Raw genomic sequence first — 25,317 nt, forward strand, 5'->3', positions numbered from 1 at the left:
GTGTTTTTATTTCTTTAAAAAAGCGCTAAGCTTCTTGACAGCTTCGGCACGGTGACTGATATTGTTCTTTATATCGTTGCCTAATTCAGCAAAAGTAAGGTCATAGCCTTCCGGAACAAAAATCGGGTCGTAACCGAATCCGCTGTCACCACGTTTCTCCTCGATTATATTACCTTTTACTATGCCTTCGAATGTATATTCTTTTCCGTCGAGCAGTAAAGCGATAACAGTGCGGAAACGGGCTTTTCTGTTTTCCTTGCCTTCCATTTCATGGAGTAATTTCTTCATATTTGCCTCAGAATCGTGACCCGGACCGGCATAGCGGGCGGAGAAAACACCGGGAGCGTTGTTGAGAGCTTCAACTTCAAGACCTGTATCGTCGGCAAAGCAATCCATACCGAATTTATCTTTTATATATTGTGCTTTCTGCATAGCGTTGCCTTCCAGCGTATCGGCAGTTTCCGGAATATCATCGTGGCAGCCTATTTCCTTCAGACTGGCAATTTGGAAATCATTGCCAAGGATGGCTCTTACTTCTTCCAGTTTGTGTGCATTGTTGGTTGCAAATACTAAAGTTTTCATTGTCTTTATGATTATGTTTTTATTTTTGTACAAAAATACGGTTTTACAATTGTTTTACGTTATATAGATATAATATTAATTCTGGTCTCGTTGGCTCTGTTTGATTTAAAGTTGACGAGGCATCAGAGACAAGTTGATAAATAAAATGAAAAGGAACAGTTTCCGATATATTAGTTTCAGTTTTATATCAGCATTGCTGATAGCCTTGCTTTTTACATCGTCCGATTTCGTTTCAATGCCTGTTCAGTCGTTGAAAGACGTTGTGATAGTCGGAATGCAATGGGGCGTTATGCTCGCTGCTCTTTTTGCCCTGATGCTGGTGATAGCTTCGGCAAGATTGCTGTTTGCTGTTTCTTTTCCTGTTATTACGGTTCTCAGTGCCACACTTACCTATTTCCGTTACACCATGAATGCCGTGCTTACTCCTATGATATTGGATGCGGCGCTCGACAATGACATACAGACATCTGCCGACCTGGTTTCTCTCGGTCTTATTATGCTTCTTCTGTTTGCCGGAATCATATCATTTTTCTGGTGCAGATACAGATGGAAACATATAAGCAATGAAAAACCTTTGGTCTCGGTAATCGTCGGATTGGCAGGATTGTTTATCCTTACTGGTATCGACAAACTGAGCCGTCCGATATCAGAACGTATTCCTTTCAATATTTATTATACTGTCAGCAGATATTTAGAAGAAAAAGAGGCCTTGAGCAGTGAAAGGATAGATTTAAGTGAAGGAGCTTTCTGCAAGGAGGGTTCTCTTACTGTTGTTCTTGTAATCGGTGAATCGCTGCGCCCGGACCATTTGGGAATAAACGGTTATGAAAGAAATACAACACCAAAATTACAGGCTGAGAATATTATATCTTTCCCGTCTGTATATACTCATCAAACATACACGATGCGCAGTATTCCGCATTTGCTGACTCGTGCGGACAGTTCTGATTTCAACAGAGCCTACACCGAGAAATCATTTGTTCATATATTCAATCATTGTGGATTTGAATCTTTCTGGCTGGCAAATCAGGAGCCTGCAAAGACATTCGTATCTTTTATGAATGAATGCGACAATCTGGAATATGCCAATATAAACAAATCATCATACGTTTATGACAAGTGGCTGGACAAAGATTTGTTGCCATTGCTGGACAAAGCTCTGTCCTCATCTCATGAAAGAAAACTTATAATCCTCCACACAATAGGTTCGCATTGGTGGTATAATTCGCATTTCGATGAAGAAACAACAATGTTCAAGCCGATAGTGAAAAGCCGAGTTATTTCTTCTTGTACTCCTGAAGAAATGATAAATTCATATGACAATACTGTTGTATATACAGATTATTTCCTTTCGGAAGTTATAAACCGATTGAGGAATGAAAAGGCTGTAATGATATTCCAGTCCGACCACGGAGAAGCATTAGGCGAAGATGGAATATGGCTTCACGCCTCCGAAACAGAAGCAGCTCATTATGCTGCCGGCTTTGTATGGATGTCGGATTCTTACAGTGAAAGTTTTCCTGATTACAGGGCGAAGGCTGAAGATAACAGTAAAAAAAGAATCAGAACCGATTACCTCTTTCACTCCATATTGGATGCAGCAGGAATCAGTTCTGATTATATAGATTATACTTTGAGTATATTCAGATAGAAATACAAAGGATAAATTCTTAAGCTTATTAGTTGACGAGGAAAATAATCTGTAGCCTTGTCTACTTGTCAACTTGTTAACTTGTCAACTGTATCACGCCTTAATCGGATCAAATCCTTCTCCAAACACACCTCTCGTAGGGCTCTGTGAAATAAAGGCATTGTGATCTATTCGTTTCACCAGTCTGAACACTGTAACAGATTCAGATTTGCGGGCAACAACCATAACCACTTTTACCGGTTTTTTGGAATATCCGCCAGTTCCGTCCAGAATTGTACAACCTCGTCCAAGTTCGTTGATTATACGATCTGCAATTTCGTCATGCTTTTGCGAGAAAATGAAGAATTGCACGGATTCACGTGAACCATTGACTACTTGGTCGATCATATAATTGCTGACAACCATTTCAACGAAACCAAAAACAATCTTTTCAACATCATGGAACAATATATATGATGAACCGATGATTACGAAATCGAGCATAAGCATTGCTCTACCTATAGATATATTCTTATATTTCGTTATGATTGCTCCAATTATATCAGTACCACCCGTACTTCCGTTTGATGCAAATATAAGTCCCAGACCTGTACCGCAAAGCAAACCACCAATGATGATACACATAAACGGCTCATTCTTGATAATAGGTTCAGTGAATATATTCTCAAACAGAGTAAGTGATGCGGAAAGCGAGAAAACTCCGAAAATAGTTTTTATCAAAAACTTCAGTCCGAGAATTTTCAGTGCTATTGCAAGCAGCAGGATATTTATTACAAAATAGGAAACAGAAACCGGAATCATTTGCCCGGTTGCAAAATATATCAGGGCGCAAAGACCGCTTAGACCACCTGTGATAATTTCATTAGACAAGATAAAACCGTTGAAGCCGAAACCATAGATTAATGTGCCGACAATAATCATCAGATAATCACGCAGATCATATTTGTCTAGACTTGATTTTAAGAATTGCATAACTGCCTCCTTTCTATAATTGTTGATATTTTTAAGTTTTGCAGGTTACTTAATTTAACAAGTTTATAAGGGAATAAGATAAGTATTTATAATTATACTAGTCAATTTGTGCCTTTGTTAACTTGTCTCCTTAATAATTTAACCTGCAAAACTTCAGTATTTATTAAATCCTTATCCGATTACGATATTCACAATCTTTTTCGGAACAACGATAATCTTCTTCACGCTTTTACCTTCCATCCATTTAGCAGAATTTTCGTGTCCCAAAGCAGCCTTTTCGATATCTTCTTTCGACATATCAGCCGGCAATTCAAGATTGAAGCGAGCTTTACCGTTGAAAGAAATTGCATATACTGCTGTGTTCTCAATCAGATATTTTTCTTCAAATTTAGGCCAAGCTGCATCGCAAACAGTTGTTTCGTTGCCCAGTTTATGCCACAATTCTTCTGCGATATGTGGAGCAAACGGAGCAAGAATAACCATCAACGGTTCGAGAATGCTCTTCTTGCTGCACTTCATTGAAGTAAGTTCGTTTATACAAATCATAAACGCACTGATTGAAGTGTTGTATGAGAAGTTTTCTATATCTGTTGTTACTTTCTTGATTAGCTTATGCAATGATTTCAATTCTTCAGCAGTTGGCTCTGCATCTGTTACCTGCCAGTCTGTACGGCTGTAGAACAATGACCACAATTTCTTCAAGAAGCGGTGAACACCGTCGATACCATTTGTATCCCAAGGCTTAGACTGTTCAATCGGACCAAGGAACATTTCATACAAACGTAAAGTGTCAGCACCATAACGCTCAACTATTACATCAGGGTTAACCACGTTGAACATTGATTTTGACATCTTTTCAACTGCCCATCCGCAAACGTATTTGCCATCTTCAAGAATGAATTCTGCGTTGTTATATTCCGGACGCCAGTTCTTGAATGCTTCAACATCAAGAATATCGTTTGATACGATGTTAACGTCAACATGAAGCGGAGTAACATCATACTGATCTTTCAATCCGAGAGAAACAAAAGTATTAGTATCTTTTATACGATAAACGAAGTTTGAACGTCCCTGAATCATACCTTGGTTAACCAATTTCTGGAATGGTTCTTCTTTCACGCTGAAACCAAGATCGTGAAGGAATTTGTTCCAGAAACGAGAATAAATCAAGTGACCTGTAGCGTGTTCTGTACCGCCTACATACAAGTCAACATTCTGCCAGTATTCATCAGCTTCTTTTGAAACCAAAGCTTCGTCGTTGTGCGGATCCATGTAGCGCAAGTAATAAGCACTTGAACCTGCAAAGCCTGGCATAGTGTTCAGCTCAAGAGGGAAAACAGTCTTGTTGTCAATCAAAGAATTTTCAACAACTTCTCCGGTTTCAATATTCCAAGCCCATTTTGTTGCATGTCCCAATGGAGGCTCGCCGCTTTCAGTAGGCAAGAACTTAGCTACCTCAGGCAATTCCAAAGGCAATTTGCTTTCGTCAATCATATAAGGCATACCGTCTTTGTAATATACAGGGAACGGTTCGCCCCAATAACGCTGGCGAGAGAAAATAGCATCACGCAAACGGTAGTTTACTTTTACTCGTCCAAGCTGATGCTCTTTTACATATTTCTTTGTTGCAGCAATAGCTTCTTTGATAGTCAGTCCGTTCAAAGACAAATCGCAATATGGAGTAACGCCTGCTTTCGGTGAGTTGCAAACAATACCTTCTTTTGCGTCAAAGCTTTCTTCGCTTACGTCGCAACCTTCAACAAGCGGAACAATAGGCAAATTGAAATGTTTTGCGAAAGCATAGTCACGGCTGTCGTGTGCAGGAACGGCCATGATAGCACCTGTTCCGTAACCAGCCAATACGTAGTCGCTAATCCATACCGGAACAGAATCGCCTGTAAATGGATTGATTGCGTATGAACCACTGAATACACCAGTCACACGGCGGTCAGCAATACGTTCGCGTTCTGTACGTTTCTTTGTACGGTCCAGATAAGCTTCCACTTCAGCCTTCTGTTCTTCAGTAGTAAGCATTGGAACCAATTCGCTTTCCGGAGCCAACACCATGAATGTAACACCGAACATAGTATCCGCACGAGTAGTAAAGATAGTAAATTCGATGTCGCTGTCTTTCACACGGAAACGAACTTCAGTACCTTCAGAACGTCCAATCCAGTTACGCTGAGTTTCTTTCAATGAATCTGTCCAGTCTACATTGTCTAAACCATCCAACAAACGCTGTGCGTAAGCAGAAACACGCAAACACCACTGGCGCATCTTCTTCTGTACTACAGGATGACCACCACGCTCAGAAACACCGTCAACAACTTCGTCGTTAGCCAACACTGTTCCCAAAGCCGGACACCAGTTCACCATTGTTTCACCAAGGTAAGCGATACGGTAGTTCATCAGTATTTCCTGCTGTTCCTTTTCGCTCTTAGCTTTCCATTCATCAGCAGTGAAAGAAAGTTCTTCGCTGCAAGCTACATCCAGCCCTTCAGTACCTTTCTGTTCGAAATGCTCGATAAGCATGCTGATAGGCTGAGCTTTCTGACATGAATTGCAATAGAAGCTGTTGAACATCTTCTGGAAAGCCCACTGTGTCCAGTGATAATATTTAGGGTCGCAAGTACGGACTTCGCGGTCCCAGTCAAAGCTGAAACCAATCTTGTCCAACTGTTCGCGGTAACGGTTGATATTGTTTACAGTTGTAATAGCCGGATGCTGACCAGTCTGAATAGCATACTGTTCTGCAGGCAAACCGTAAGCATCGTAACCCATAGGATGCAATACGTTATATCCCTGAAGACGTTTGTATCGTGAGTAAATATCTGAAGCGATATATCCCAGCGGATGTCCTACGTGCAAACCTGCTCCTGATGGATAAGGGAACATATCCAGCACATAATATTTCGGTTTATCGTTTTTCTCAACTTTATAAACCTTGTTGGCGATCCAGTATTCGCGCCATTTCTTTTCAATTTCTCTGAAATTGTAATCCATAACTTTTATATGTCGTTTTTTATGTTATTCTTTTGTAAGAATGAAGAGTAATGCTGCAAAAGTACATAAACATTCTTAATATAATGGAATGGAAAGTCATAAATTCAAGTTGTGTAAGCTCAGTTTTAGTGATGAACAGATAGGGCTGCGAGCCGGCAATGTTATCATATATAGATTTATCAATTATAATATTCCTTATTTCTGTGTATTTTTGTCTTTATAGAAAAAGCACAGAACCAAAGATAAAAAATATCTCTGGAAAAATCAATCAGAAATGGAGAAATGATGATGGCGAAACTGTAGTTCAATGACTTATGAAGACAATCGCAGACAAACCGTTCTTTGCAAAAAAGCAAGGAAATGAAAGGTAATGAAGCGAGACGGTTTTCAAATCATTACCCACTTGTCGGGTCAAGATTTCAGTCGGTGGAGAATGTTTCTATCTTCTGCATCATTTTGCATATCAATGTATAATTCGCTGATAACTAATTTTGTAATCAAAAAAATGGATTATGCGAAGTACATTCAAGGTGCTGTTCTACGTGAACGGAAGCAAGGAGAAAAACGGTATTGTCCCCATCATGGGACGAGTGACTATCAACGGCTCTGTAGCCCAGTTCAGTTGCAAGTGTTCTATCCCAAAGGAACTTTGGGATGCAAAGGGCAACCGAGCGAAGGGTAAAAGTAAGGAGGCTCGTGACATTAACCTTTCATTGGATAATATCAAGGCACAAATCATCAAGCACTATCAACGCCTGTCGGACAGGGAGGCGTTTGTTACGGCTGACATGGTGCGCAACGCCTATCAAGGCATCGGTACGGAATATGAAACCCTGCTCGGTGCGTTTGACAAGGACAACGAGAGTTTCAAGAAACGTATCGGTGTTGACCGGGCTTTGAGTTCCTATCAGGTCAGGGTAAGGGCAAGAAACCATCTGGCTTCTTTCATCAGGAAGAACTACAAGCGGAATGACATGTCCATGCTCGAACTTACTCCCGACTTCATCAAGGAGTATGAAATCTATCTTTCAACGGATGCGGGTCTGCACAATGGCAGTGTATGGTCTAATTGCATGTGGTTGAAAACAATCGTGGCAAAAGCCCATTATAACGGGCTGACCCCGAGAAACCCGTTCGCACAGTATCGGGTCAACCAGAACATAAAAGACCGGGCCTATCTGACGGAAGATGAAATCAAGGCTGTAATGACACACGAGTTTGCGGATGGTAGGCTGGCTTATATCCGTGATTTGTTTGTTTTCGCCAGTTTCACCGCCTTGTCTTTTGTGGATATTAAGGAGCTGACCACCGATGACATTGTGGATGTGAACGGTGAGAAATGGATATTGTCGAAGCGGCACAAAACAAAAGTGCCGTTCCAAGTGAAGCTGTTGGATATTCCCTTGCAGATTATCAGGCGTTATGAGCCATTTCAGGAAAACAAGTTCATATTTCCCGACCTCAACTACTGGTCTATATGCAAGCCGTTGAAAAGGATGATACGGGAGTGCGGAATAGAAAAGCCGATTTCATTTCATTGTTCGAGGCATGGGTTTGCCACGCTCGCTTTGAGCAAAGGGATGCCGATAGAGAGCGTGAGCAAGATTTTGGGTCACACGAACATTGTTACCACGCAGAAATACGCCAAAGTGACCACCGAAAAGATAGACAGGGATTTGACGGTGCTCGGCAATCAACTCAACCGGTCGTTCAACAATATCTCAATAACGGTGTAACTATGAAAAGGACAATTATATCAATCAGCGAGAATGGTACGGTAAATATTCCAAGTGCTGAAATATGGATGTCGGAAATGGAACTGGTGGAGCTGTTCGGGGTGATATCCCCGACACTCCGAGCTGCCATAAAAGCCATATACAGGAATGGAGGGTTTTGCCCGTCAAGCACTCAAAGATACAGGGCCGTTACTCCGACAATTTGGGCAATATTCTACAATCTTGAAGTGATTGTTGCACTTGCCTTTCGTTTGAATACCTATGAGGCAAATATGATTCGGCAAAGAGTCTTGAAGAGTGTTTACCAACGAAAAAAGAAGAACATAAATCTTTTAATATCTTTTGGTAGATTGCAGTCCCAAAGTTCTGTGAAGTCTTGATATAGTAGAGCCGTGCTACGGTCTTGTGGCACGGCTTTTAAGTATTTTTGAGGGTATAGATTTGTCACAAATGTTTTAACAGCTTTGTCCATCTGACATAATCATCAAGATTTATAGATAACAGAAACATCAAATGAACAATGTCTTTACTATACTCTTCCGAATTATTACCGAATAACTGTTTCATCACTCTCTTATCCGCTTCTGCAAAAGGCATAAGAATCTCATTTGAATAACCATATACAATGTTCATAGGCTCTATTCCTATTTGGCTTAGTATATAAACAGATACCCCGTATGCTATCCAAGTATCACTTTTGTCATTGTAATACAGATGCACGGCAGATCCATCGTTTACACACTCATTTATGGTTCTCAATGTCGTGTCGATCATACCTAAAAACGAGGTTAGTTATTCGTAACGAAGAAAATCAAAAGGGGCAAGGTTGTTTCCTTGCCCCTAAAATGTCAAACCTAATAATTACTTAACTGTAACAGTGCCGGTGTATTCGTTTTCACCTTTGACAAGGTTCGATGTCGAAGCGGCTGCATCATTAACAGTTACGCCATCAACAAGAACATTCTCCAAAGTGGCACCGCAACCATAAGCACGACCAATAAGAGCCCCTGTGCGAACGCTGTTGTTACCTGTAATAGCAGAAGCATTGATAGACGAGTTCTTTATAACAACTTCGGTTGTTGAACCGCTAACAAAACCGACAAAGCCACCAGTCGAGTTACCAGCCTGAATATCGGCATTGTAGATATGAACATTGTCAATCACAATATTTGCGCCCTGAAGGTCTGACCAAAGGGCAGCTGCTGCAAAAGATGCATTTTTAGCAGTGATTCCTTTGATTACAAGGTTCTTGATCACTTTCTTTCCACCGATAGCATCACCACGGAACAAAGAGATTGCATAGTTTCCGCCTTGATCTTTGCAAACCACGTTAGATATTGTGTGCCCCTGACCATCAAATACGTCGCCGTCACCCTGCAACTCGATATTTTTACTCATCGTAGCACCTTTAAAATCAATGTCGGCTGTCAGGACAACCAATGTGGACGCTTTACTCGATGTATTAATTTTGCAAAGTTCTTCTGCTGTTGACACGAAAATAGCGCCTTCCAAGGATGTCTTGGAAACTTTGACATCTTCGCCAGCCGTCAAATTTGTATTATCGCCAACAACCGGCTGGATAGAAGACTCGCTACGACGAGAAGCATAATAAGCGTCGATAGTAGTGCTGGTAACGGTAGAGTTCTCTACGTTCACAGTACCAACAGGACGACCAACGAGACCGGCAACATAGCCGGATTCGTTTTCTACGGCATAGTTTGAAATCTCGGAGCCGTCAACTGTACAGTTTTCGACATTAAGTGTTGCACCGCTTGCAACGAATCCTACAAGACCGCCCACAGACTGAACTCCGCAAAGATTTGCATTCTTCACATTCACACCGTTCAATGTAACAGTTTTGCCAGTCTGAACATCACCGAAGATAGTACCAACATATCCCTGATCAGGATTTGCACATTCAGCAGTTACATTCTCAATAGTTACATTCTTTACGGTCACACTTGCGGAAGCATCGCCCTGGAAAAGACCGTTTGAATAGTAGCTCCCACCGCAAAGGAGAGTCATATTGGACATTGTAAAGCCTTGTCCATCAAATTCTCCGTCAAAACCGAGACCTTTTACTTCATGACCACCAAAGTCAATGTTTGCAGCTAACTTGATATTCTTGCCTTGTACTCCATTCTGCTTAAGATAAATCCATTCAGCAGCAGTTGATACAGTCCATTCTCTATCATTTGAGGCAGGCTCTGTAACAGTCTTGCCATCCCATACTACAACTTCATAATCAGGAGTTTCATAATCAGGCTTAATCGTAATATTGAAATCGGCAGGGTCTGTCAAAATCTTGCCATAGATATTGGTACGGTAGTTACGCTGAACAGGGACAGAAGCATATTCACGTTCAATGCTATGTGTGCCATCGGTAACAGTAAAGTCAACCTCCACCAGTTCTTTCTCGCTCGCTACAAGCAGATAGTTCATTGACAAGTATTTAACATCGGCAACAGGGAATGTTTCTCCTGCATCAGGAATGTTAGCCATAGCATAAGTCATTTCAGTTTCGTTAGAAACTGCACCATCAAACAAGTTAAGAGTTTTATATACATTTTTAACCGTTACTGTGCTCTGTGTTGGATTAAAAGCTGCAGTTGATGATTCTGTTGCATCGGTAGTACCGATGTTCAACTGAGCGAACGGGCGGGACAAAGTGATTGTCTTGTTGATAGCCCCGTCAACCAACAAAGACTTCTCAACTGCAAAGAAAGCATCGCGATTTTCGTCCTGGCTTGTCAAATTGTCAGCAACAGTGATTGTCTGTGCAGCGGCATCAAATGTATAAGGTGTATTTTCTGCATCAGCCCAAAACAGAATATCGTAACTCTTGCCAGTTACCAAACGAAGATTTACTGTTGCTGTCTTGTTGCTAAATGTTACTTGATTTTCTCTGGTAATAAGTGGCGTTTTTGAATTTGCCTCGTAAACAGCATAGGTCAGCGTTTTTGCTGTAAGACCGTCTGAGTAGGCACGAGTTACAATACCAGGCTGTTCCAGAGTGAATGAAACAATACTTTCTTTGCCCGACTGAATTGCATCCAGCTCGTCATTCTGACACGATGTTGCGAACAGCATCGCTGTTGCTGCAAACATTCCTAAAAATAGTTTTTTGACCATTTTGTTTTAATTTAAATAATTAGTACTAATTTACCCTTTTTAAAATTCCGTATTTTATTGCGGAGGCTGCTGTTAATCTATCCCCCCCGAAAAAAGGAAAATGGAGGAATAAATAATCTTTCTGTGCACCGTAGTCCTTCAATAACGGTGTAATACGGTTTTGTTTTCTTTGTCTTTCTGCTTGTTGTTATCGTTTTATAGGTTATACATAATTTATTTAATCTCAATATTAAAATCTCCGTTATAATCGGGATTGATACCCACACTGCCCGTTGCCTTTGAAGTAAGGAAATTACCTCTCACGATGGTCAGCTTGCTGCGTACGAGTGGTACTTCCACCGTATTGGTGCTGCTCAACAGTTCACCGTCTTTGTCATATACTTCTACCGCCACGTTTGTTTTGGATTCCGTGCCGTTCACAAAGACATAATCGAAGCCCAATTCTATCTCGTGTTCGTCAAGAGGTATCATTTTTCCGTCAAAGAAAACTCCCGTCCAACTGTCATTGGGTTTGTTGGTGAACATATTAAATGAACATGGCATAAAGCCCGTGTATCGGAATACTACTCTATAATCATCGGGATTGATGGTGCGTGAAGCTGTTTTGCCTTTAGATGCGGCACTTTCCAAAACCTGTCCGATAAATTCCTCCAGGTCGGTGGATATGAATTTGAATTTGGCAAGCGGTCTTTCCAACTGTATGAACGCTTCCTGCTCCACAACTCCGCCATCTGAATACTGGTCATATAGAACTGTCGCTTGTACTGTTCCACGAAAAGCATCCTGAAAATCGTTGTTGCCCTCGTAACTCTCTTGGTCCGGATAGGTGATTTCAGCGAAATTGCTCGTATTGTAATACTTATCGCCACTTGTGCCTTTACCTACATGGTCGCTCCATACGATGAAATTGTAGAAACCTTGATTCAGATTCAACCGTATGCTGTGGTCTTTCTCTTCGTCAAGATGCCTTGTATAGACTATTGTCGTATCTGCCTGACGAGTGAAGTTTTCTCCGTCCTCGCTTCTGTATACATTAATGATATAACGCATATCATGTTCTGCCAACTGATTGCCAGAACGTGTCGTGTAATTTATCTCTTCATGGATGGGGAGTTGGGTCTTGCAATTCAAATGTAATGTGAACGGCACTTTTTCCGGAATCTCTGGAAACTCATGCACATCACAGCTTGCCATGCCGAAAGCGAAAGACAAGAGAACCAGCATATACATTATTATATTATGTGTATATCCTCTTTTCATCTTGCGCCTCCTTTCTTTTTCAAATCGAATGTATAGGAAAACGATACCGCTGCCTGGTCTATGCCGACATAGGTTTTCTTTTCGGTATAGACCAACAGTCCGTTATGATAGTTGCGGAACTTATCGTGATGCAGCTTGTATGCTCCCGCACCGATGGAGAACTCCATCTTCCAACGCTTATTCCCGCTTATCGGCAGGCGGTAGCCGACTGCCAAGCCGCCACCTAACGCAGGGGATTTCCCTTCATGGTCTTGCGTGCGGTATTCGCCGTTAGTGGCGACATTGTAGTGACCGATGCCGATGTGTCCTCCTGCATACCATCCGTCATTGTCGTCCCTGAACCAATAGCGTATTTCCGGCTGTATCATGGCGGTACGGAATTTCACCGTGGATTTGAAATAGTTCCATGCTGAATAATATACCGGAAGATTGAATGACCAATGCCTGCAAAGGTCTATTTCAACGGCGGTATTGGCAATCGCCAGTCCCAATCCGAGCGCGTTGGTTTTTACATACAGTTTACGTCCCCATTCTTTTACGGCGGGGGTAGGATCGGGAACTGTATCAACAATTACCGGGGCAGGGAGAACGGCCTCTGTCGTGTCTGCGGAAACTTCCACTTCTTCAATTACAGGTTCAGGTACGACAACGGGAGGAGGACTCACCTGTTTGAACGTGACAATGACCATGCTGGCGTTGCGCATAGGACTGAAAAAGCGGCGGAACAGTTCGTCCCAGACCCTGCCGCCGTCCAACCTTTGTAACTTGGGAATACGGCTGTCGATGTTTCTACCGTTACGGTACTTCACGATTTCGGGTTTCTCGCCGAGGATGGAAAGTATTTCATGCTTGTGTGCCATTTCCGATTCCGATACTCGTTCGGCAAGATAATCCCACGCGATATAGTTGTCATCGTAAGTGATGATGCTGTCGGATACTTCGATTTTACTCCGTACAAGCGTTTCAAGCGCTTTCATACGTCCGTTCGCGAGTTGTCTGTTCCATTCGTAAGAACCTTCGGGTGAAGCCACGCCGCAGAACGAAAGCCGGGTAACTTCCACCGTCGTGTCATTAAGTATTCCCTGCAACATACCGGTTATCTCCCGGATTCTTTCGGCATTGTTTCCATACGTGGGGTCTATCCGTGTACTGTTCACACGGAAGTCCACCATGACCTCCGAACGGTTCTCTTGCGAGTAGGCAGCACTTGCCCATAAAAGCGTGAGAACCAGTATTGTATAGCACCTGTTTGTCCGCATAAATTATATTTTTGATAACCTTCTCTTTGTAAGAGTTTACTATCTCTTTGTAAGAGAAGACGATGTGGAAATTTTCTTTTGGGAATGAGGGATTTGTCCAATCGGACTTATCCCATTTGCTCAACAATCCTCTTACAGTACACAACAAAATTGTTCACTCGCACAACTTTTTTAGCCATTTATAGTGTGATTTGCAGTATTTTGCCTATATTTGCATCGTTAAAATCTTCTCTTACAAAGAGAGGTTCCATTCGCTCAACAATCCTTTCCTTACAGAGATTTCAATATCAGGCTGTTTGCCTTGTCTATCGCCATGTTGTCCAGCGAGGCAAGATAAATCCGGGTGGTAGCCTCCGAGTCATGCCCCATTCCGTCGCTGATGACCGACAAGGGGATATTCTTGCTCTTGGCGATGCTCGCCCATGAATGGCGGGCGGAATACATGGTCAGGGGCAGCTGGAAAATATAAAGTCACTTGACCCACTATTATACTCTAAATTGACCCATCAAAAAAATATTAGAATTAAGTAGAGAAAAATGCATTTTAACCCGGGTCAGTTTCAATTATAATTCTTTATAGCAGATACTACTTCTTTTTAGCATTAATCTTTCTTACAGAATCTCCCGTTAGTTCAATTTTGTGTGCCGTATGTACAATTCTGTCCAGGATTGCATCAGCTACAGTAGGATCTCCAATTGCATCATACCAGCTTTCAACTGGAAGTTGTGATGTTATTATGATTGATTTTATTCCGTGTCTGTCTTCTATTATTTCCATAAGTATTGACCTTTCCCTGGCATCCAGTCCTATAAGAAAGAGATCGTCTAAAATAAGCAGTGAACACTTTTCAATTTTTTTCATCTCAGATTCTATAGTTCCCTTGTTTTTGGCCATTTTAAGCTGTCCCATAAGCTTTGACGCATTGGAGTATAAAGTTCTGACTCCATTTTTGCATGCTTCATATCCTATTGCTGAAGCTATATAGCTTTTACCTGTTCCGGAGCTTCCTGTGATAAAAATATTCTGTCCGTCTCTTATAAAATCAAGAGAAGCAAGTCTCTCGAACTGGTTCCGGTCAAGGTTCCGTTTTATTGTATAGTCTATTTTTTCCATATATGCCTTATATCTGAAGTTTGCAGATCTTATCAGTCGCTCAATGCTTACATTGCGTCTGTAATCATACTCGCTTTCAAGAAGCCATTTCAGGAACTCATCGTTTGTCATACCATCAGAGGATGTTGTCCTGCAGTCATTCCTGTATGTTTCAAGCATACCGTAAAAACGTAATTTGGAGAGTAACTCCATTATTCTGTCCATATTTTTTCCGACAGTTCTGTTTGTTTTATTATTACTTGTCATTTTTATCCATATTTTTAGAGTTATAATAATCCTTACCTCTGAGATTTCTGTGTTTAGGGGTAAGTTCAGGAGCAAGCCCCTCCATTTGTATATGATACTTTTCATCTTCCCTATTTACCAGAAGGCTTTCAAGTTCGTTGAACCCGAACATGCAGGATTCCATTGCTATCTGGCATGCAAGAACCACTCTGTCGTGTCCGAAACGTTCCACAAGACATAATATACCATCAGCTGAACGTATAGCCTGAACAGGATATTTTTTGGCAACAGCCACCAACTTTATATACTCTTCCACTACCGGGTCTATTTCACGTGCCTTGCGGTATATATCATCCATTCTGATTCTGTATTCATGTAGTACTCCGGGAAGTTTATGGGAAGGTTTTTCTGAATAAGTGAAAGGTGTATCATCCCTGCGATGTGTCGTTATGTGTCTGAATTTATGATATATCTCCACAGTGTCCCCATCATACAGTAATTCTACAGCATCGCCTATATACTCTTTAGGAACACTGTAATAGTGATTGTTAAGCGATACATAACTGTTTTTCATGACAGTTGCCGTTTTCCGGTTTTTTGATATAAATCTTGTTGCCGGCAATATATGTAGCCTGTCTTTCTCGACCTCGAGGAAACGCTCCCTACGGCTGTAGCTGCGGTTGTACATCTTTCGGCTGTTCAATGCGTCAGTATGTTTCATTATTTCTATGTTCAAGGCTTCAATATCATTGAATTTCAATCCTGTCATCTTTGAATATACCTCCCTGTAAAGCAGTCTTACAGCATTTTCAACCAAAGCCTTGTCTTTGGGTTTGCGCACTCTTGCCGGAAAGACAACACAACCATAATGGTCTGCAAATGCCGCAAAGTCGTCATTTATTACAGGCTCTATTCCACCGGGCTTTGTTACGGCAGATTTGAGGTTGTCGGGAACTATGGCATTTGGTACACCTCCAAAATAATGGAAAGCATTTTCACATGCCTGGATAAGATATTCTTTCTTTTGCGATGGTACAGCCTCGTAATAAGTAATCTGACTGCATGGAAGTATCGCAGCAAAGACTTCTACGGGAACCTTATCACCCGTATTCCTGTCTGAAATATAAAGTTTGTCACCGGCAAAATCCACATACATCTGATCACAAGCTATATGATCTATGCGTCCAACCGGTATTTTTACCTCCCTTTCACGTCTGAGATACAGGCAGAATGAACAATAACTGTAACCTTGGGGACGGTTTCTCAGATACTCCTCATACAAGGACCTTCTTGTTGTTCCACGGGATTTAAGTCGTTTAATGTACTCAGGTATATGTTCTTGAAGATACTTATACTCTGCAGATCCTGTTGATTCGTTGTCAGTCTCCGTACCGAAAAGTTCATGCAGATGATGCTCGTCCATTTTCAACAGGCGTTCCAGCTCTATACCCATATCCTCGTATATTCGGATATACCGTTTTACTGTATTACGTGAAATCAGAAGAGAAGAACTGATACTACGGATACTCATTCCTGACTGGTAGCACCGCAGTATGTGCTTGATTCTTATTTTCATTCTTTAAAATTTTTATTCGGTTAATGATACCGGGTTAAAATGCTTTTTAAAGTACAAAAACAAGACTGAAATGTGGTAATTCTATAGGGTCAATTTTTATTATAATCTAAGTGGGTCAGTTTCGGTTATAAAGGTGGGTCAGGTGATTTTTATAATAGTGGGTCAAGTGACTTTATATTTTCCAGACACATCTGCCGAAGGTCTGTCCTTTTTTTATTTTACCAATCATCGTGACCTCCTTCCCGTGGACTTGTATTGCTGCATGATCTCCTTGAGTTTATGCAGCAATGCCGTTATCATCTCGTTGGTACGGTAGAATCCCGTCTGGTGCGACAACTTGGCAAGTTGGTTCAGGTTGTTTGCCATTCCCACGAGGTTGCGCATGGTGGCGGCTTCCTCCGTCGAATGCTTGGCCACGACTTGGGCTTCAAATGCGGAATCACGTATGTACTCGGCAAGCGTCCTGTTGGCTTGCCGACTTCTGCGGAGCAGTCGCTCATAGTCGGGCTTGGAGAACTTCACCGTTACCGACTTTGTCAACTTGCGGAGGCTGCCGGCTTTCGGTCTGCCTCTCGCCTTGAGTTTTCTGTTATCATCCATGTTGTTTGATTCTGATAATTGATAGTCTTTTTGTTTTTTGTCCCTTTACAATCTGCGACCACCGGGAGCGGATTGCCTCCACTCTTCGGGAGTGGAGCGAGGTTTTCGGGATGCCCGAAAGATAACCTCGCCAACTCCCGAAACTGAAGTTCGGTTCATCCTCCGCTTATGGCGGTTTATCAGACATTTTTTCTTGATTGTGAGTAAACTCTGTTTTCACACTATAACGAATGAACTTAAAGTCTCCTCCACTGCTCGAAATCCTCGTTATAGATTTCAAGGTGCTGCCGGGCGATGTTCTCAATCAGTCCCGAAACGCTCATCTTCCGACCTCCGAGTTTGCGGACAAATTCATCCAGCCTGTCCCTCACCTCGCAGCTGACGAACACGGGCTTGCGGTCATCGATTCTCGGAACTTGCAGGAAGGTGTTGCGGTACTCTTCCAGAGACATGCGGCGTTGCTTGCTGCTGATGCGGCGTGGTGTGCCGTAGGCGGGCACAAGCTCTGTGGCTGGCTTGTCCGATTCAGGAATTTCTGCCGTCCCATTCTCCGGGCCTGTCGGTACAGGTTCTACCTTTTTAATCGGTTCTGCCGTTTCTCCCCCGTTCGAGTATTCGGCAGGAAAGAAACCCTGCGAGACAAGAAGCTCCTTCATGGCATTCCCTTTCGGCTCTTGTGAACTGCTTGGGAGATACACCTCCGTAATGGTTCTCATCTCCTCTTCTGTCATTTTTCTCTTCATACTTGATATGTTTTTAAGAGTTAATACTGTGGTCTTGGTGTGTGCCTTGACCTGTTATCGTGAGCAAAGGAAGTATGTATATTACACTGTGTCAAGCAAATGGAGGCAGTGTGGCAATTATGTTCTATTCTGCATTTCACAGACTGAATCACCGGTGCGGACTGCTATGATTTGCACACGTTATTTGATTGCAGGGAAAAATCCATTAAGGGCTATTTCGGAAAGGACAACCGGCAAGGCAATAAATAAAAAGGCTACGGGCTGACGGACTTTCGATAACATCGGGAGTCGGTCTGCCTGTAGCCTTGAAGTAATAGCTGATGAAAATCCGTAAAAATTGAAGCCGGAGCCATGGCAAGCATTTTCAGTCTGATGCAATCTGTCTGAAAATGCTTGCTTCCTTAAATACAAATAGGTGAAAATTCTTTGGCCTGTTGCCTGTATGAAACATAGTGCAAACTGTACTTGGTATAATCAGAATTGTAGTTTAACGGTCTGTTCTATGAGGGTATCATGTCCACTGACTGTGCAACATGAGGACAATCGACGCAATATGCCGTCACACGTTTGAAAAGCCATTGCCGTATGGAATTTCCTGCTTTTATTTGCATAGGCGGCAGGTAAAAAGCGGGTGAAGGAGCCGACGGCTTCCATACCGGTGCCACAAGCTGCCACTTTCAGAAAACGCTTGGTAGTGTGCGCAAGGCCCCTTTATCTTAGCGGAACGAAAGCGAATATTAACATAAAAATGAATGATATGGAATTTGTGATTTTTGAAAAGAAAGCATTTGAGGAAATGGCTGCGAAGTTGGAAAACTTCATGCAGCGGGTGGATAACCTTTGCCATCGTCACGGTGGAAAGAAGCCCCAAAGGTGGCTCGACCATCAGGAGGTATGTCAGGCATTGAGGATTAGCAAACGAACCTTGCAGACACTTCGGGATAACGGGACACTTGCCTATACCAAAATCGGGAACAGAACTTTCTACCGTCCCGAAGACGTGGAGCGTGTCATCGTGAAGGTGGAGGACAGAAGAAAGGAAGCCTGTTGGAACGGTAGAACTATTTGAGATGGCAGGGTATGGAATAACATTAAAACATCAGAGATATGCACAACGAATTAAAGACAAAAGACGATGCTTGGATTCAGTCCATCCATAGCAGCATTGACCGCTTGTCGGTCAGGATTGACAGTATTACCAACAATGCCGCCCCCATCCTCAATGAGGAGGACTATTTGTGTGACAAGGAGGTATCGCGGTTATTGAAAGTCAGCCGCAGGACTTTGAGCGACTATCGTGCCAACGGCACACTGCCTTACTATGTACTCGGAGGGAAGGTCTTGTATAAAAGGAGCGAGATAGAGGAGGTGCTACGGCAGGGATATAGGGATGCAAGCCGGATGAAAGGTGGCGGATAAACTAAATCTTTTTTCTGGAGGGAGCGCAGTTTGCCGTCTGCCTATTTATTGATTGTCCTAAAAATATACCTCCCCTAAGAAAAGAGAAACAGCATATGGACAGGTTATAAAATCTGAACCTGTCCATATGCTGTTTCTCTTTCGTTTTTTTCTTTTCCGTCAGTCGCTTGTTTCCGTTGTCGTCTGCATTTCAAAGTACAGACCTGAAAGTGGAAAGGTTTTCGGGCGGAATACGCTCGCTGCGGAGCAAGAGGAAGATTCCGGCCGAAACAGCTTGCCGCCTGACCTTTCAACTTTCAATGAAGGTCTGTACTACCTTCGCAGACGAGCAAAGGAAACGGGAGATTGACGGAATCGGGAATCATATCCCATTCGGAGAATTGAATTGAAACCGGAATAATCCGAATGAAACCGGAAAACATTGATGTTTTTTTGTCAGTTCAGAAAAAAAATATACCTTTGTGAACAGATGAGTTATACATCACGCAATTTATGTAAGTATGTAGAAACCAGAACGGTCGCCAACTCATTACCTCACTTTTTGACAATCCGAACAACTGATTTAATTTCAGTGGATTATTAGATTATTCCAAAGATGAATAATATAATTGAAAAAATGACTTCCATATGTCCAGTTTCGGATGAGACATTGCAGGCTTTAAAAGAAAAACTGACATTATGCCATTTCCCAAAACGCTACCAGTTGGTCAAGGAAAATACATTCTGCAAATCTGCTTATTTTCTTGAAGAAGGTATGACACGTTCGTTCTGGCTTGTAAACGGAGAAGAAATTACCACTTCTTTTTCCACAGAGGGAGGAATTGTGTTCAGCATGGACGAGCTTTACTACAACAAGCCAAGTGAGGAATTTGTAGAAACACTGGAAGACACTGTCGCTTATCGTATAGCTTTGAGTGATTTGCTCGAGCTGTTTCATACAAATATAGAGTTGGCTAACTGGGGACGTATAATACATCAGGATGAATATCGCCGTTTGCACCGTTCTCATAAGGAACGTCTCACTTTACCGGCAAAGGAACGTTACGAAGAGTTCCAGCGTCAATTTCCGGAAGTATGCCGTCGTGCCAATTTAGGATATATAGCGTCATATTTGGGAATTACTCCTTCAACCCTCAGCCGTATTCGTTCGCAAAAGTGATACGGGAACAAAACTGATTTTGACTTAGAACAAAAGAATTAGATATACTTTTACTTACTTTTGCAGCATCACCGGTGGCTTATTACAAACAACTTAAACCATTTTAAATATCATGCAAAAAATATCCTCTGCATCATTTGCAGACACTAAACAACATTACGAGCTGTTGGACGGTCTCAGAGGTGTTGCCGCCCTTCTCGTAGTTTGCTATCACATTTTTGAAGGTTATGCCTTTGCCGGTGGAACAATGATTGAAAGCATCAATCACGGATACCTTGCTGTTGATTTCTTCTTTATGCTTTCGGGTTTTGTCATTGCTTATGCCTATGATGAGCGTTGGAACAGAACACTGACCTTGAAGAGTTTCTTCAAACGTCGTCTGATACGTTTGCATCCTATGGTGGTCATGGGCGCTGTTCTTGGTTTCATAACATATCTGATACAGGGAAGCGTTCAATGGAGTGGGGAACATATAGCGTTTTCTATGGTTATGCTTTCCTTGCTTTGTTCCATGTTGTTTATTCCAGCATATCCGGGAGCAGGATATGAGGTGCGTGGCAATGGGGAAATGTTTCCTCTCAACGGACCAAGCTGGTCTTTGTTCTTCGAGTATATAGGCAACATTTTATATGCATTGTTCATACGTAGATTGTCCAACAAAGGTTTGGGTGTGCTTGTCCTGCTTCTTGGAGTTGCGTGGAGCGCATTCGCGTTGACCGATGCATCCGGTTATCAAAGTATAGGTGTTGGCTGGACATTGGACGTGACAAATTTCTTCGGAGGTCTGCTTCGTATGCTTTTCCCGTTTACTATGGGAATGTTTCTGATGCGTAACTTCAGGGAAATACCTGTCAGAGGAGCTTTTTGGATATGTTCTTTAGTTCTTCTCCTTTTGTTTATTGTGCCTTTTGTTGAGGGCAATGAACCTGTTTTATGGAACGGAGCTTATGAGATGTTTTGTGTGATTCTTGTTTTTCCTGTTCTTATTCTTTTGGGCGCTTCAGGAAAAACAACAGACAAACGCTCAACTATGATTTGCAAATTCCTCGGAGATTTGTCTTATCCTTTATATATCGTTCACTATCCTTTCATGTATTTGTTCTATGCATGGCTTATAAAGAATCAGCTCTTCACTTTTGCCGAAACGTGGTATGTTGCAATTCCTGTAGTCTGCTGGAATATAGTTTTGGCTTATGTTTGTTTGAAACTGTATGATGAGCCGCTGAGGAGATGGTTGGCTAAGAGGTAATTCGTAAAACAGAAAACTATATAAAGAAAAGAGACACTGAAAACACAAAACAGATTCTAAATCGAAATCCTTGTGTTTTCAGTGTCTCTTTATTTATATTCTATCGAATATTAATCAGCTCTCTGTGTCTTACTTAACCAACTTAAGCTCCTCAATCAACCTTGGGCATTTACCCCATTTGTCAATCATAAACAGCACATAGCGGATATCAACACCGATACAACGCTGCAATTCCGGTTCGAAAGCAATATCGCCACTCATTGCTTCCCAGTTTCCGTCGAAAGCAAGACCGATAAGGCGTGCATTCTTGTCGAAGATAGGGCTACCTGAGTTACCTCCGGTGATATCATTGTTAGTAAGGAAGCAAAGCTGCAAATCTCCGTTTTCGTTTGCATACTGTCCGAAATCCTTGCTACGGATCAAATCCAGAATTTCTTCCTGAACCCAGAACTCATCGTTTTCAGGATCTTCCTTTTCAAGAATACCTTTGTGAGTTGAGAAATAGTCATACCATCCCGCATCATAAGGACGATAACCGCCGATTGAACCATAGCTCAGACGCATAGTGAAGTTTGCGTCAGAATAATAAGTCTTGTCAGGATTCATTTCCATCAAACCTTCAAGGAAGAGGCGTTCGCCTTTGTCAATATCGAAGCTTGCTTTGTTTCCGTTCTGATAAATATCCATGAAAGCAGTGAAAACAGATTCAGCCAATTCCACAGCCGGGTCTTTTGCAAGTTTCTTGCTCAGGTTTGGATTGCTCAGGAATTCTTCCACTTTATCCAATGAAAGAAGCTGGGTTTTCTTGAACAAGTCAGCAGCATATTTCTTGTAGTCGCCTTTATATTTCTTGTCTATTTTCTGATATATTTCAGGAAGATATTGAGCCGGAACTCTTACTTTGGCAATTGCAAGCATAGCTCCAAGTACTTCCTGATCCAGTCTTGGTTCATAATCCTTGAAGAAAGGCAGAACGCGGTCTTCCATGAATACCTTTCTGTCTTCATCTGTTGAACCTTTAGCGTCGAAGCTGTTTATCATTCTTGCAAGGCGTGTGATTTCTGTACCGGAAAGCAATGTTTCCATCAGATAAGTACGTGCATTCACAATTTCGTTTGAAGAAGTATAGCCATTCTTAAGAAGACTCAACACTTCGCCATATTTTTCCTGGCGTTTCGGATCTTTTGCCACCCAATTAGCGAATTCTTCTTCAAGAGCTTCTTTGCGGGCAACAACGTCAAGGCGTGCAAGACCCTTGTTCATACCGATTGAATTCTTCCAGTAGTTTGAACTTCCGGCATATTTTGAAGCATATTTGATACGCACTTCATCACTTGCCGACATAGCCTTTTTCCAAATCTCCTGTTTGATACCGCGCACTTCGATACGAGGAACATTGCTGTCTTCGATACGCTGTTTTACTCCCCAAGAAGAAAGATAGCGGCTTGTGCTGCCCGGGAAACCGATAGTCATCGCATAATCTTTTTCCTGATAGCCTTGCAATGAAACTTCGGCAACATATTTCGGAGTATATGGTTTGTTGTTCGCGTCATATTCAGCCGGCTGGTTGTTTGCGTTGGCATAAACGCGGAATACAGAGAAGTCACCTGTGTGTCGTGGCCACATCCAGTTGTCAGTGTCACCGCCGAATTTACCCACTGATGAAGGTGGAGCAAACACCATACGCACGTCGCGGAACACATTATAAACAATCAGATAATACTTGTTATTTGAATAGAAAGGAATCACATCGGCTGCCTTGAATTCGTCTGTTCCGATTGAGTCGCAAAGGAAATTACCGATTGAATCGGCAGCAGCAAGGCGTTCGCTTTCGTCAGCAATACCGCTGATTTTTGACATTATTCGTTCTGTAACGTCAATAGTCTTGTCGAGGTATCTTACCGAAAGTCCCGGAACAGGAAGTTCTTCTTCCTTTGACTGTGAAACGAAACCGTCTTTCAGGTAGTCGTGCTCAACACTACTCAACTGCTGGATAGCTCCGTATCCGCAATGGTGGTTGGTGAACACCAAACCTTCGTTAGATACTGTGATACCTGTACATCCGCCGCCAAAAATTATGACTGCATTTGCAACGCAAGGATCAGTCTCGCTGTATAACTGTTCGTACGTAGGCTTGAAACCCAATTCCTGCATACGTGCCAGATTCTGTTTTGTAAGTTCCTTCAGAACCCACATACCTTCGTCGGCATGAGCTGAACCTGCTGCAAGGAAGCACAGCAAGGCAACTCCGATTTTCTTGATTAGATTCATAATTTATTCTATTAGTAATTTGATATTCTTTACATTCTCTCTCGAAGCAATCCACTCTTTTATCTTCTCTTTGTCTTTTTCCTGAAGCTTCTTGCCGCATTTCAGATATACCAGAAGAACAGAATCTTCTTTCAGTGATGCAGAATTTACGATTGTTGTGTGGGCACACGACACTGCTTCTACTTCAGGGAACAGAACCTTTATCTCAGGTGTAAGATTCTTGCTTGTCTTTTGACACTCTTCGTAATTGCTTATCTGATTCTTCAATGAGTCAATTTCAATAGTCTGCATACGCAGCAAATCTTCCGAGTTCTTATATAAGTCCTGCATAAGAAGGCTCTTCAGGTGGTTTATGTCCTGCTCGCCTTGTCCGAATCCCTGTTGGACAACAAGTGCAGTGTTGTGCAATCCATATTTCCCCAACTTGGATTCTGCGTTGACTATAAGGTCTTCCGAAACATGGTCGCCAATCAGAACAACCTTTATTTCTTTTTTCTCTTTCGTATCTGTTATGACTTTGTTCAGGACCTGAGTGTTAGGGAAGTTCAATTCGGAGTTGACAAACGTAATTGCCATCTGCTGGAAATATGTCTTTCTTATAAGATTATAGCTGAGGTATATACTTGGAACAATAGTGAATAACACTATTATACCCACATACCGGCTCACAGTCTTTTCCCTGTCTTTGTCCAGGAATTCTTTCTTGGGATATTTCAGCAAACGTACCACCAGATATGTGGCAAGGCTTATAAACACCGTATTTATGAAATAAAGATAGAAAGCTCCGAAGAAATAATAGAAATTTCCGGTAGCCAGTCCGAAGCCTGCCGTACACAGCGGTGGCATCAAAGCCGTTGCGATTGCTACTCCGGGAATTACGTTTCCTTTATATTTTGTGGAGCTTGCCACTATTCCCGCCAATCCGCCGAAGAATGCTATAAGCACGTCATAAAGCGTTGGCTGCGTTCTGGCAAGCAACTCGCTTTGTGCTTCGCTTATCGGTGATATAAGGAAATAAAGTGATGATGTGATAACACTGAAAATCGTAGCCGTGGCAAAGTTGCGGAACGAACGTTTGATAAGCTCGAAGTCATTAATACCCAGCCCCAGTCCGAAACCCATAATCGGTCCCATCAGCGGAGATATAAGCATGGCACCTATAATCACAGCCGTTGAGTTTGTGTTCAATCCCAATGATGCTATGAATGTGGCAAAAATAAGAACCCAAAGGTTCATTCCCTTAAATTCAACACCGCGGCGAATAGATTCGATGGTTTCCGCCTCGTCTTCTTTGTCGTGCTGCAAATCGAAGTTACGGACAAAGAAATCTTTTATGTATTTATGAAGGTTTTTATCTCCCATCTCT

At 42.1% G+C, this 25,317-nt stretch carries 21 protein-coding genes and 1 pseudogene; 8 read left to right on the forward strand and 14 right to left on the reverse strand.

The features are described from left to right. Positions 1-6: 6 nt before the first annotated feature. Complete coding sequence (locus tag ACYIAR_RS10155) at positions 7-582, reverse strand: non-canonical purine NTP diphosphatase (RefSeq protein ID WP_480329399.1); 576 nt, start codon at positions 580-582, stop codon at positions 7-9. Between the two features lie 145 nt (positions 583-727). Here ACYIAR_RS10155 and ACYIAR_RS10160 point away from each other — a divergent pair, with 145 nt between their 5' ends. Further along, positions 728-2,233: a phosphoethanolamine transferase gene (locus tag ACYIAR_RS10160; protein ID WP_480329401.1), complete on the forward strand. Its 1,506-nt coding sequence runs from the start codon at positions 728-730 to the stop codon at positions 2,231-2,233. A 93-nt stretch (positions 2,234-2,326) separates the two neighbouring features. On the opposite strand, the gene ACYIAR_RS10165 is transcribed toward ACYIAR_RS10160, so the two are convergent. Both ACYIAR_RS10165 and leuS read right to left on the reverse strand, forming a co-directional pair. Continuing rightward, complete coding sequence (locus tag ACYIAR_RS10165; protein WP_480329403.1) at positions 2,327-3,205, reverse strand: YitT family protein; 879 nt, start codon at positions 3,203-3,205, stop codon at positions 2,327-2,329. 171 nt (positions 3,206-3,376) lie between these two features. Next, positions 3,377-6,208 carry a leucine--tRNA ligase gene (gene leuS, locus ACYIAR_RS10170; RefSeq protein WP_480329405.1) on the reverse strand — a complete coding sequence of 944 codons (2,832 nt, stop codon included), beginning with the start codon at positions 6,206-6,208 and terminating at the stop codon, positions 3,377-3,379. Between the two features lie 509 nt (positions 6,209-6,717). Between leuS and ACYIAR_RS10175 the strand changes: the two genes are divergently transcribed. Further along, a complete protein-coding gene (locus tag ACYIAR_RS10175; RefSeq protein WP_480333627.1) occupies positions 6,718-7,944 on the forward strand; it encodes a site-specific integrase in 1,227 nt (408 codons plus the stop codon). A 2-nt stretch (positions 7,945-7,946) separates the two neighbouring features. Then, positions 7,947-8,324, forward strand: coding sequence for a virulence RhuM family protein (locus tag ACYIAR_RS10180; RefSeq protein ID WP_480329408.1), 378 nt, complete (start codon positions 7,947-7,949; stop codon positions 8,322-8,324). 64 nt (positions 8,325-8,388) lie between these two features. Here the strand turns inward: ACYIAR_RS10180 and ACYIAR_RS10185 are convergent, their stop codons facing one another. The 9 genes and pseudogenes from ACYIAR_RS10185 to ACYIAR_RS10225 form a co-directional block, all read right to left on the reverse strand. Continuing rightward, positions 8,389-8,718, reverse strand: a complete 330-nt coding sequence (locus tag ACYIAR_RS10185) for a hypothetical protein (RefSeq protein ID WP_480329410.1) — start codon at positions 8,716-8,718, stop codon at positions 8,389-8,391. A gap of 87 nt (positions 8,719-8,805) precedes the next feature. Beyond that, positions 8,806-11,076 carry a DUF6562 domain-containing protein gene (locus tag ACYIAR_RS10190; protein ID WP_480329412.1) on the reverse strand — a complete coding sequence of 757 codons (2,271 nt, stop codon included), beginning with the start codon at positions 11,074-11,076 and terminating at the stop codon, positions 8,806-8,808. Between the two features lie 213 nt (positions 11,077-11,289). Next, positions 11,290-12,336, reverse strand: coding sequence for a DUF6562 domain-containing protein (locus ACYIAR_RS10195; protein ID WP_480329414.1), 1,047 nt, complete (start codon positions 12,334-12,336; stop codon positions 11,290-11,292). Then, a complete protein-coding gene (locus tag ACYIAR_RS10200; protein ID WP_480329416.1) occupies positions 12,333-13,427 on the reverse strand; it encodes a DUF3575 domain-containing protein in 1,095 nt (364 codons plus the stop codon). The genes ACYIAR_RS10195 and ACYIAR_RS10200 overlap by 4 nt, the downstream gene beginning before the upstream one ends. Before the next feature lie 438 nt (positions 13,428-13,865). After that, positions 13,866-14,051, reverse strand: a pseudogene (locus ACYIAR_RS10205) (site-specific integrase); the annotation flags it as partial. A gap of 130 nt (positions 14,052-14,181) precedes the next feature. Further along, a complete protein-coding gene (gene istB / locus ACYIAR_RS10210) occupies positions 14,182-14,955 on the reverse strand; it encodes an IS21-like element helper ATPase IstB (RefSeq protein WP_480329418.1) in 774 nt (257 codons plus the stop codon). Next, complete coding sequence (gene istA, locus ACYIAR_RS10215; protein WP_480329420.1) at positions 14,945-16,510, reverse strand: IS21 family transposase; 1,566 nt, start codon at positions 16,508-16,510, stop codon at positions 14,945-14,947. The genes istB and istA overlap by 11 nt, the downstream gene beginning before the upstream one ends. Before the next feature lie 225 nt (positions 16,511-16,735). Beyond that, positions 16,736-17,110, reverse strand: coding sequence for a plasmid mobilization protein (locus ACYIAR_RS10220; protein WP_480329422.1), 375 nt, complete (start codon positions 17,108-17,110; stop codon positions 16,736-16,738). A gap of 236 nt (positions 17,111-17,346) precedes the next feature. Beyond that, positions 17,347-17,853, reverse strand: a complete 507-nt coding sequence (locus ACYIAR_RS10225) for a DUF3408 domain-containing protein (RefSeq protein WP_480329424.1) — start codon at positions 17,851-17,853, stop codon at positions 17,347-17,349. A 757-nt stretch (positions 17,854-18,610) separates the two neighbouring features. On the opposite strand from ACYIAR_RS10225, the gene ACYIAR_RS10230 reads away from it, so the two are divergent. From ACYIAR_RS10230 to ACYIAR_RS10250, 5 genes are all read left to right on the forward strand, one after another. Beyond that, positions 18,611-18,922 (forward strand): helix-turn-helix domain-containing protein, encoded by a 312-nt coding sequence (locus ACYIAR_RS10230; RefSeq protein ID WP_480329426.1) that lies wholly within the window; start codon positions 18,611-18,613, stop codon positions 18,920-18,922. 38 nt (positions 18,923-18,960) lie between these two features. After that, on the forward strand, positions 18,961-19,272 hold the full coding sequence (locus tag ACYIAR_RS10235) for a helix-turn-helix domain-containing protein (RefSeq protein WP_455589812.1): 312 nt from the start codon (positions 18,961-18,963) through the stop codon (positions 19,270-19,272). Between the two features lie 127 nt (positions 19,273-19,399). Then, complete coding sequence (locus tag ACYIAR_RS10240; RefSeq protein WP_480329428.1) at positions 19,400-19,621, forward strand: hypothetical protein; 222 nt, start codon at positions 19,400-19,402, stop codon at positions 19,619-19,621. Between the two features lie 246 nt (positions 19,622-19,867). Then, complete coding sequence (locus ACYIAR_RS10245; RefSeq protein ID WP_480329430.1) at positions 19,868-20,431, forward strand: Crp/Fnr family transcriptional regulator; 564 nt, start codon at positions 19,868-19,870, stop codon at positions 20,429-20,431. 112 nt (positions 20,432-20,543) lie between these two features. Continuing rightward, a complete protein-coding gene (locus tag ACYIAR_RS10250; protein WP_480329432.1) occupies positions 20,544-21,680 on the forward strand; it encodes an acyltransferase family protein in 1,137 nt (378 codons plus the stop codon). A gap of 129 nt (positions 21,681-21,809) precedes the next feature. Here the strand turns inward: ACYIAR_RS10250 and dpp7 are convergent, their stop codons facing one another. Both dpp7 and ACYIAR_RS10260 read right to left on the reverse strand, forming a co-directional pair. Further along, positions 21,810-23,951, reverse strand: coding sequence for a dipeptidyl-peptidase Dpp7 (gene dpp7 / locus ACYIAR_RS10255; protein ID WP_480329434.1), 2,142 nt, complete (start codon positions 23,949-23,951; stop codon positions 21,810-21,812). 3 nt (positions 23,952-23,954) lie between these two features. Further along, complete coding sequence (locus tag ACYIAR_RS10260) at positions 23,955-25,313, reverse strand: TIGR00341 family protein (RefSeq protein ID WP_480329436.1); 1,359 nt, start codon at positions 25,311-25,313, stop codon at positions 23,955-23,957. Between the last annotated feature and the right edge of the window lie 4 nt (positions 25,314-25,317).

Source organism: Parabacteroides sp. KHUB-01, assembly GCF_056640935.1.

Coding starts and splice junctions, on each gene's coding strand:
- ACYIAR_RS10235 (WP_455589812.1), top strand. CDS start 18,961: ATGCACAACGAATTAAAGACAAAAGACGATGCTTGGATTCAGTCCATC.
- dpp7 (WP_480329434.1), bottom strand. CDS start 23,951: ATGAATCTAATCAAGAAAATCGGAGTTGCCTTGCTGTGCTTCCTTGCA.
- ACYIAR_RS10240 (WP_480329428.1), top strand. CDS start 19,400: ATGCTGTTTCTCTTTCGTTTTTTTCTTTTCCGTCAGTCGCTTGTTTCC.
- ACYIAR_RS10245 (WP_480329430.1), top strand. CDS start 19,868: ATGAATAATATAATTGAAAAAATGACTTCCATATGTCCAGTTTCGGAT.
- ACYIAR_RS10260 (WP_480329436.1), bottom strand. CDS start 25,313: ATGGGAGATAAAAACCTTCATAAATACATAAAAGATTTCTTTGTCCGT.
- ACYIAR_RS10225 (WP_480329424.1), bottom strand. CDS start 17,853: ATGAAGAGAAAAATGACAGAAGAGGAGATGAGAACCATTACGGAGGTG.
- ACYIAR_RS10160 (WP_480329401.1), top strand. CDS start 728: ATGAAAAGGAACAGTTTCCGATATATTAGTTTCAGTTTTATATCAGCA.
- ACYIAR_RS10185 (WP_480329410.1), bottom strand. CDS start 8,718: ATGATCGACACGACATTGAGAACCATAAATGAGTGTGTAAACGATGGA.
- istB (WP_480329418.1), bottom strand. CDS start 14,955: ATGACAAGTAATAATAAAACAAACAGAACTGTCGGAAAAAATATGGAC.
- ACYIAR_RS10230 (WP_480329426.1), top strand. CDS start 18,611: ATGGAATTTGTGATTTTTGAAAAGAAAGCATTTGAGGAAATGGCTGCG.
- ACYIAR_RS10200 (WP_480329416.1), bottom strand. CDS start 13,427: ATGTTGCAGGGAATACTTAATGACACGACGGTGGAAGTTACCCGGCTT.
- istA (WP_480329420.1), bottom strand. CDS start 16,510: ATGAAAATAAGAATCAAGCACATACTGCGGTGCTACCAGTCAGGAATG.
- ACYIAR_RS10180 (WP_480329408.1), top strand. CDS start 7,947: ATGAAAAGGACAATTATATCAATCAGCGAGAATGGTACGGTAAATATT.
- ACYIAR_RS10155 (WP_480329399.1), bottom strand. CDS start 582: ATGAAAACTTTAGTATTTGCAACCAACAATGCACACAAACTGGAAGAA.
- ACYIAR_RS10195 (WP_480329414.1), bottom strand. CDS start 12,336: ATGAAAAGAGGATATACACATAATATAATAATGTATATGCTGGTTCTC.
- leuS (WP_480329405.1), bottom strand. CDS start 6,208: ATGGATTACAATTTCAGAGAAATTGAAAAGAAATGGCGCGAATACTGG.
- ACYIAR_RS10190 (WP_480329412.1), bottom strand. CDS start 11,076: ATGGTCAAAAAACTATTTTTAGGAATGTTTGCAGCAACAGCGATGCTG.
- ACYIAR_RS10165 (WP_480329403.1), bottom strand. CDS start 3,205: ATGCAATTCTTAAAATCAAGTCTAGACAAATATGATCTGCGTGATTAT.
- ACYIAR_RS10220 (WP_480329422.1), bottom strand. CDS start 17,110: ATGGATGATAACAGAAAACTCAAGGCGAGAGGCAGACCGAAAGCCGGC.
- ACYIAR_RS10250 (WP_480329432.1), top strand. CDS start 20,544: ATGCAAAAAATATCCTCTGCATCATTTGCAGACACTAAACAACATTAC.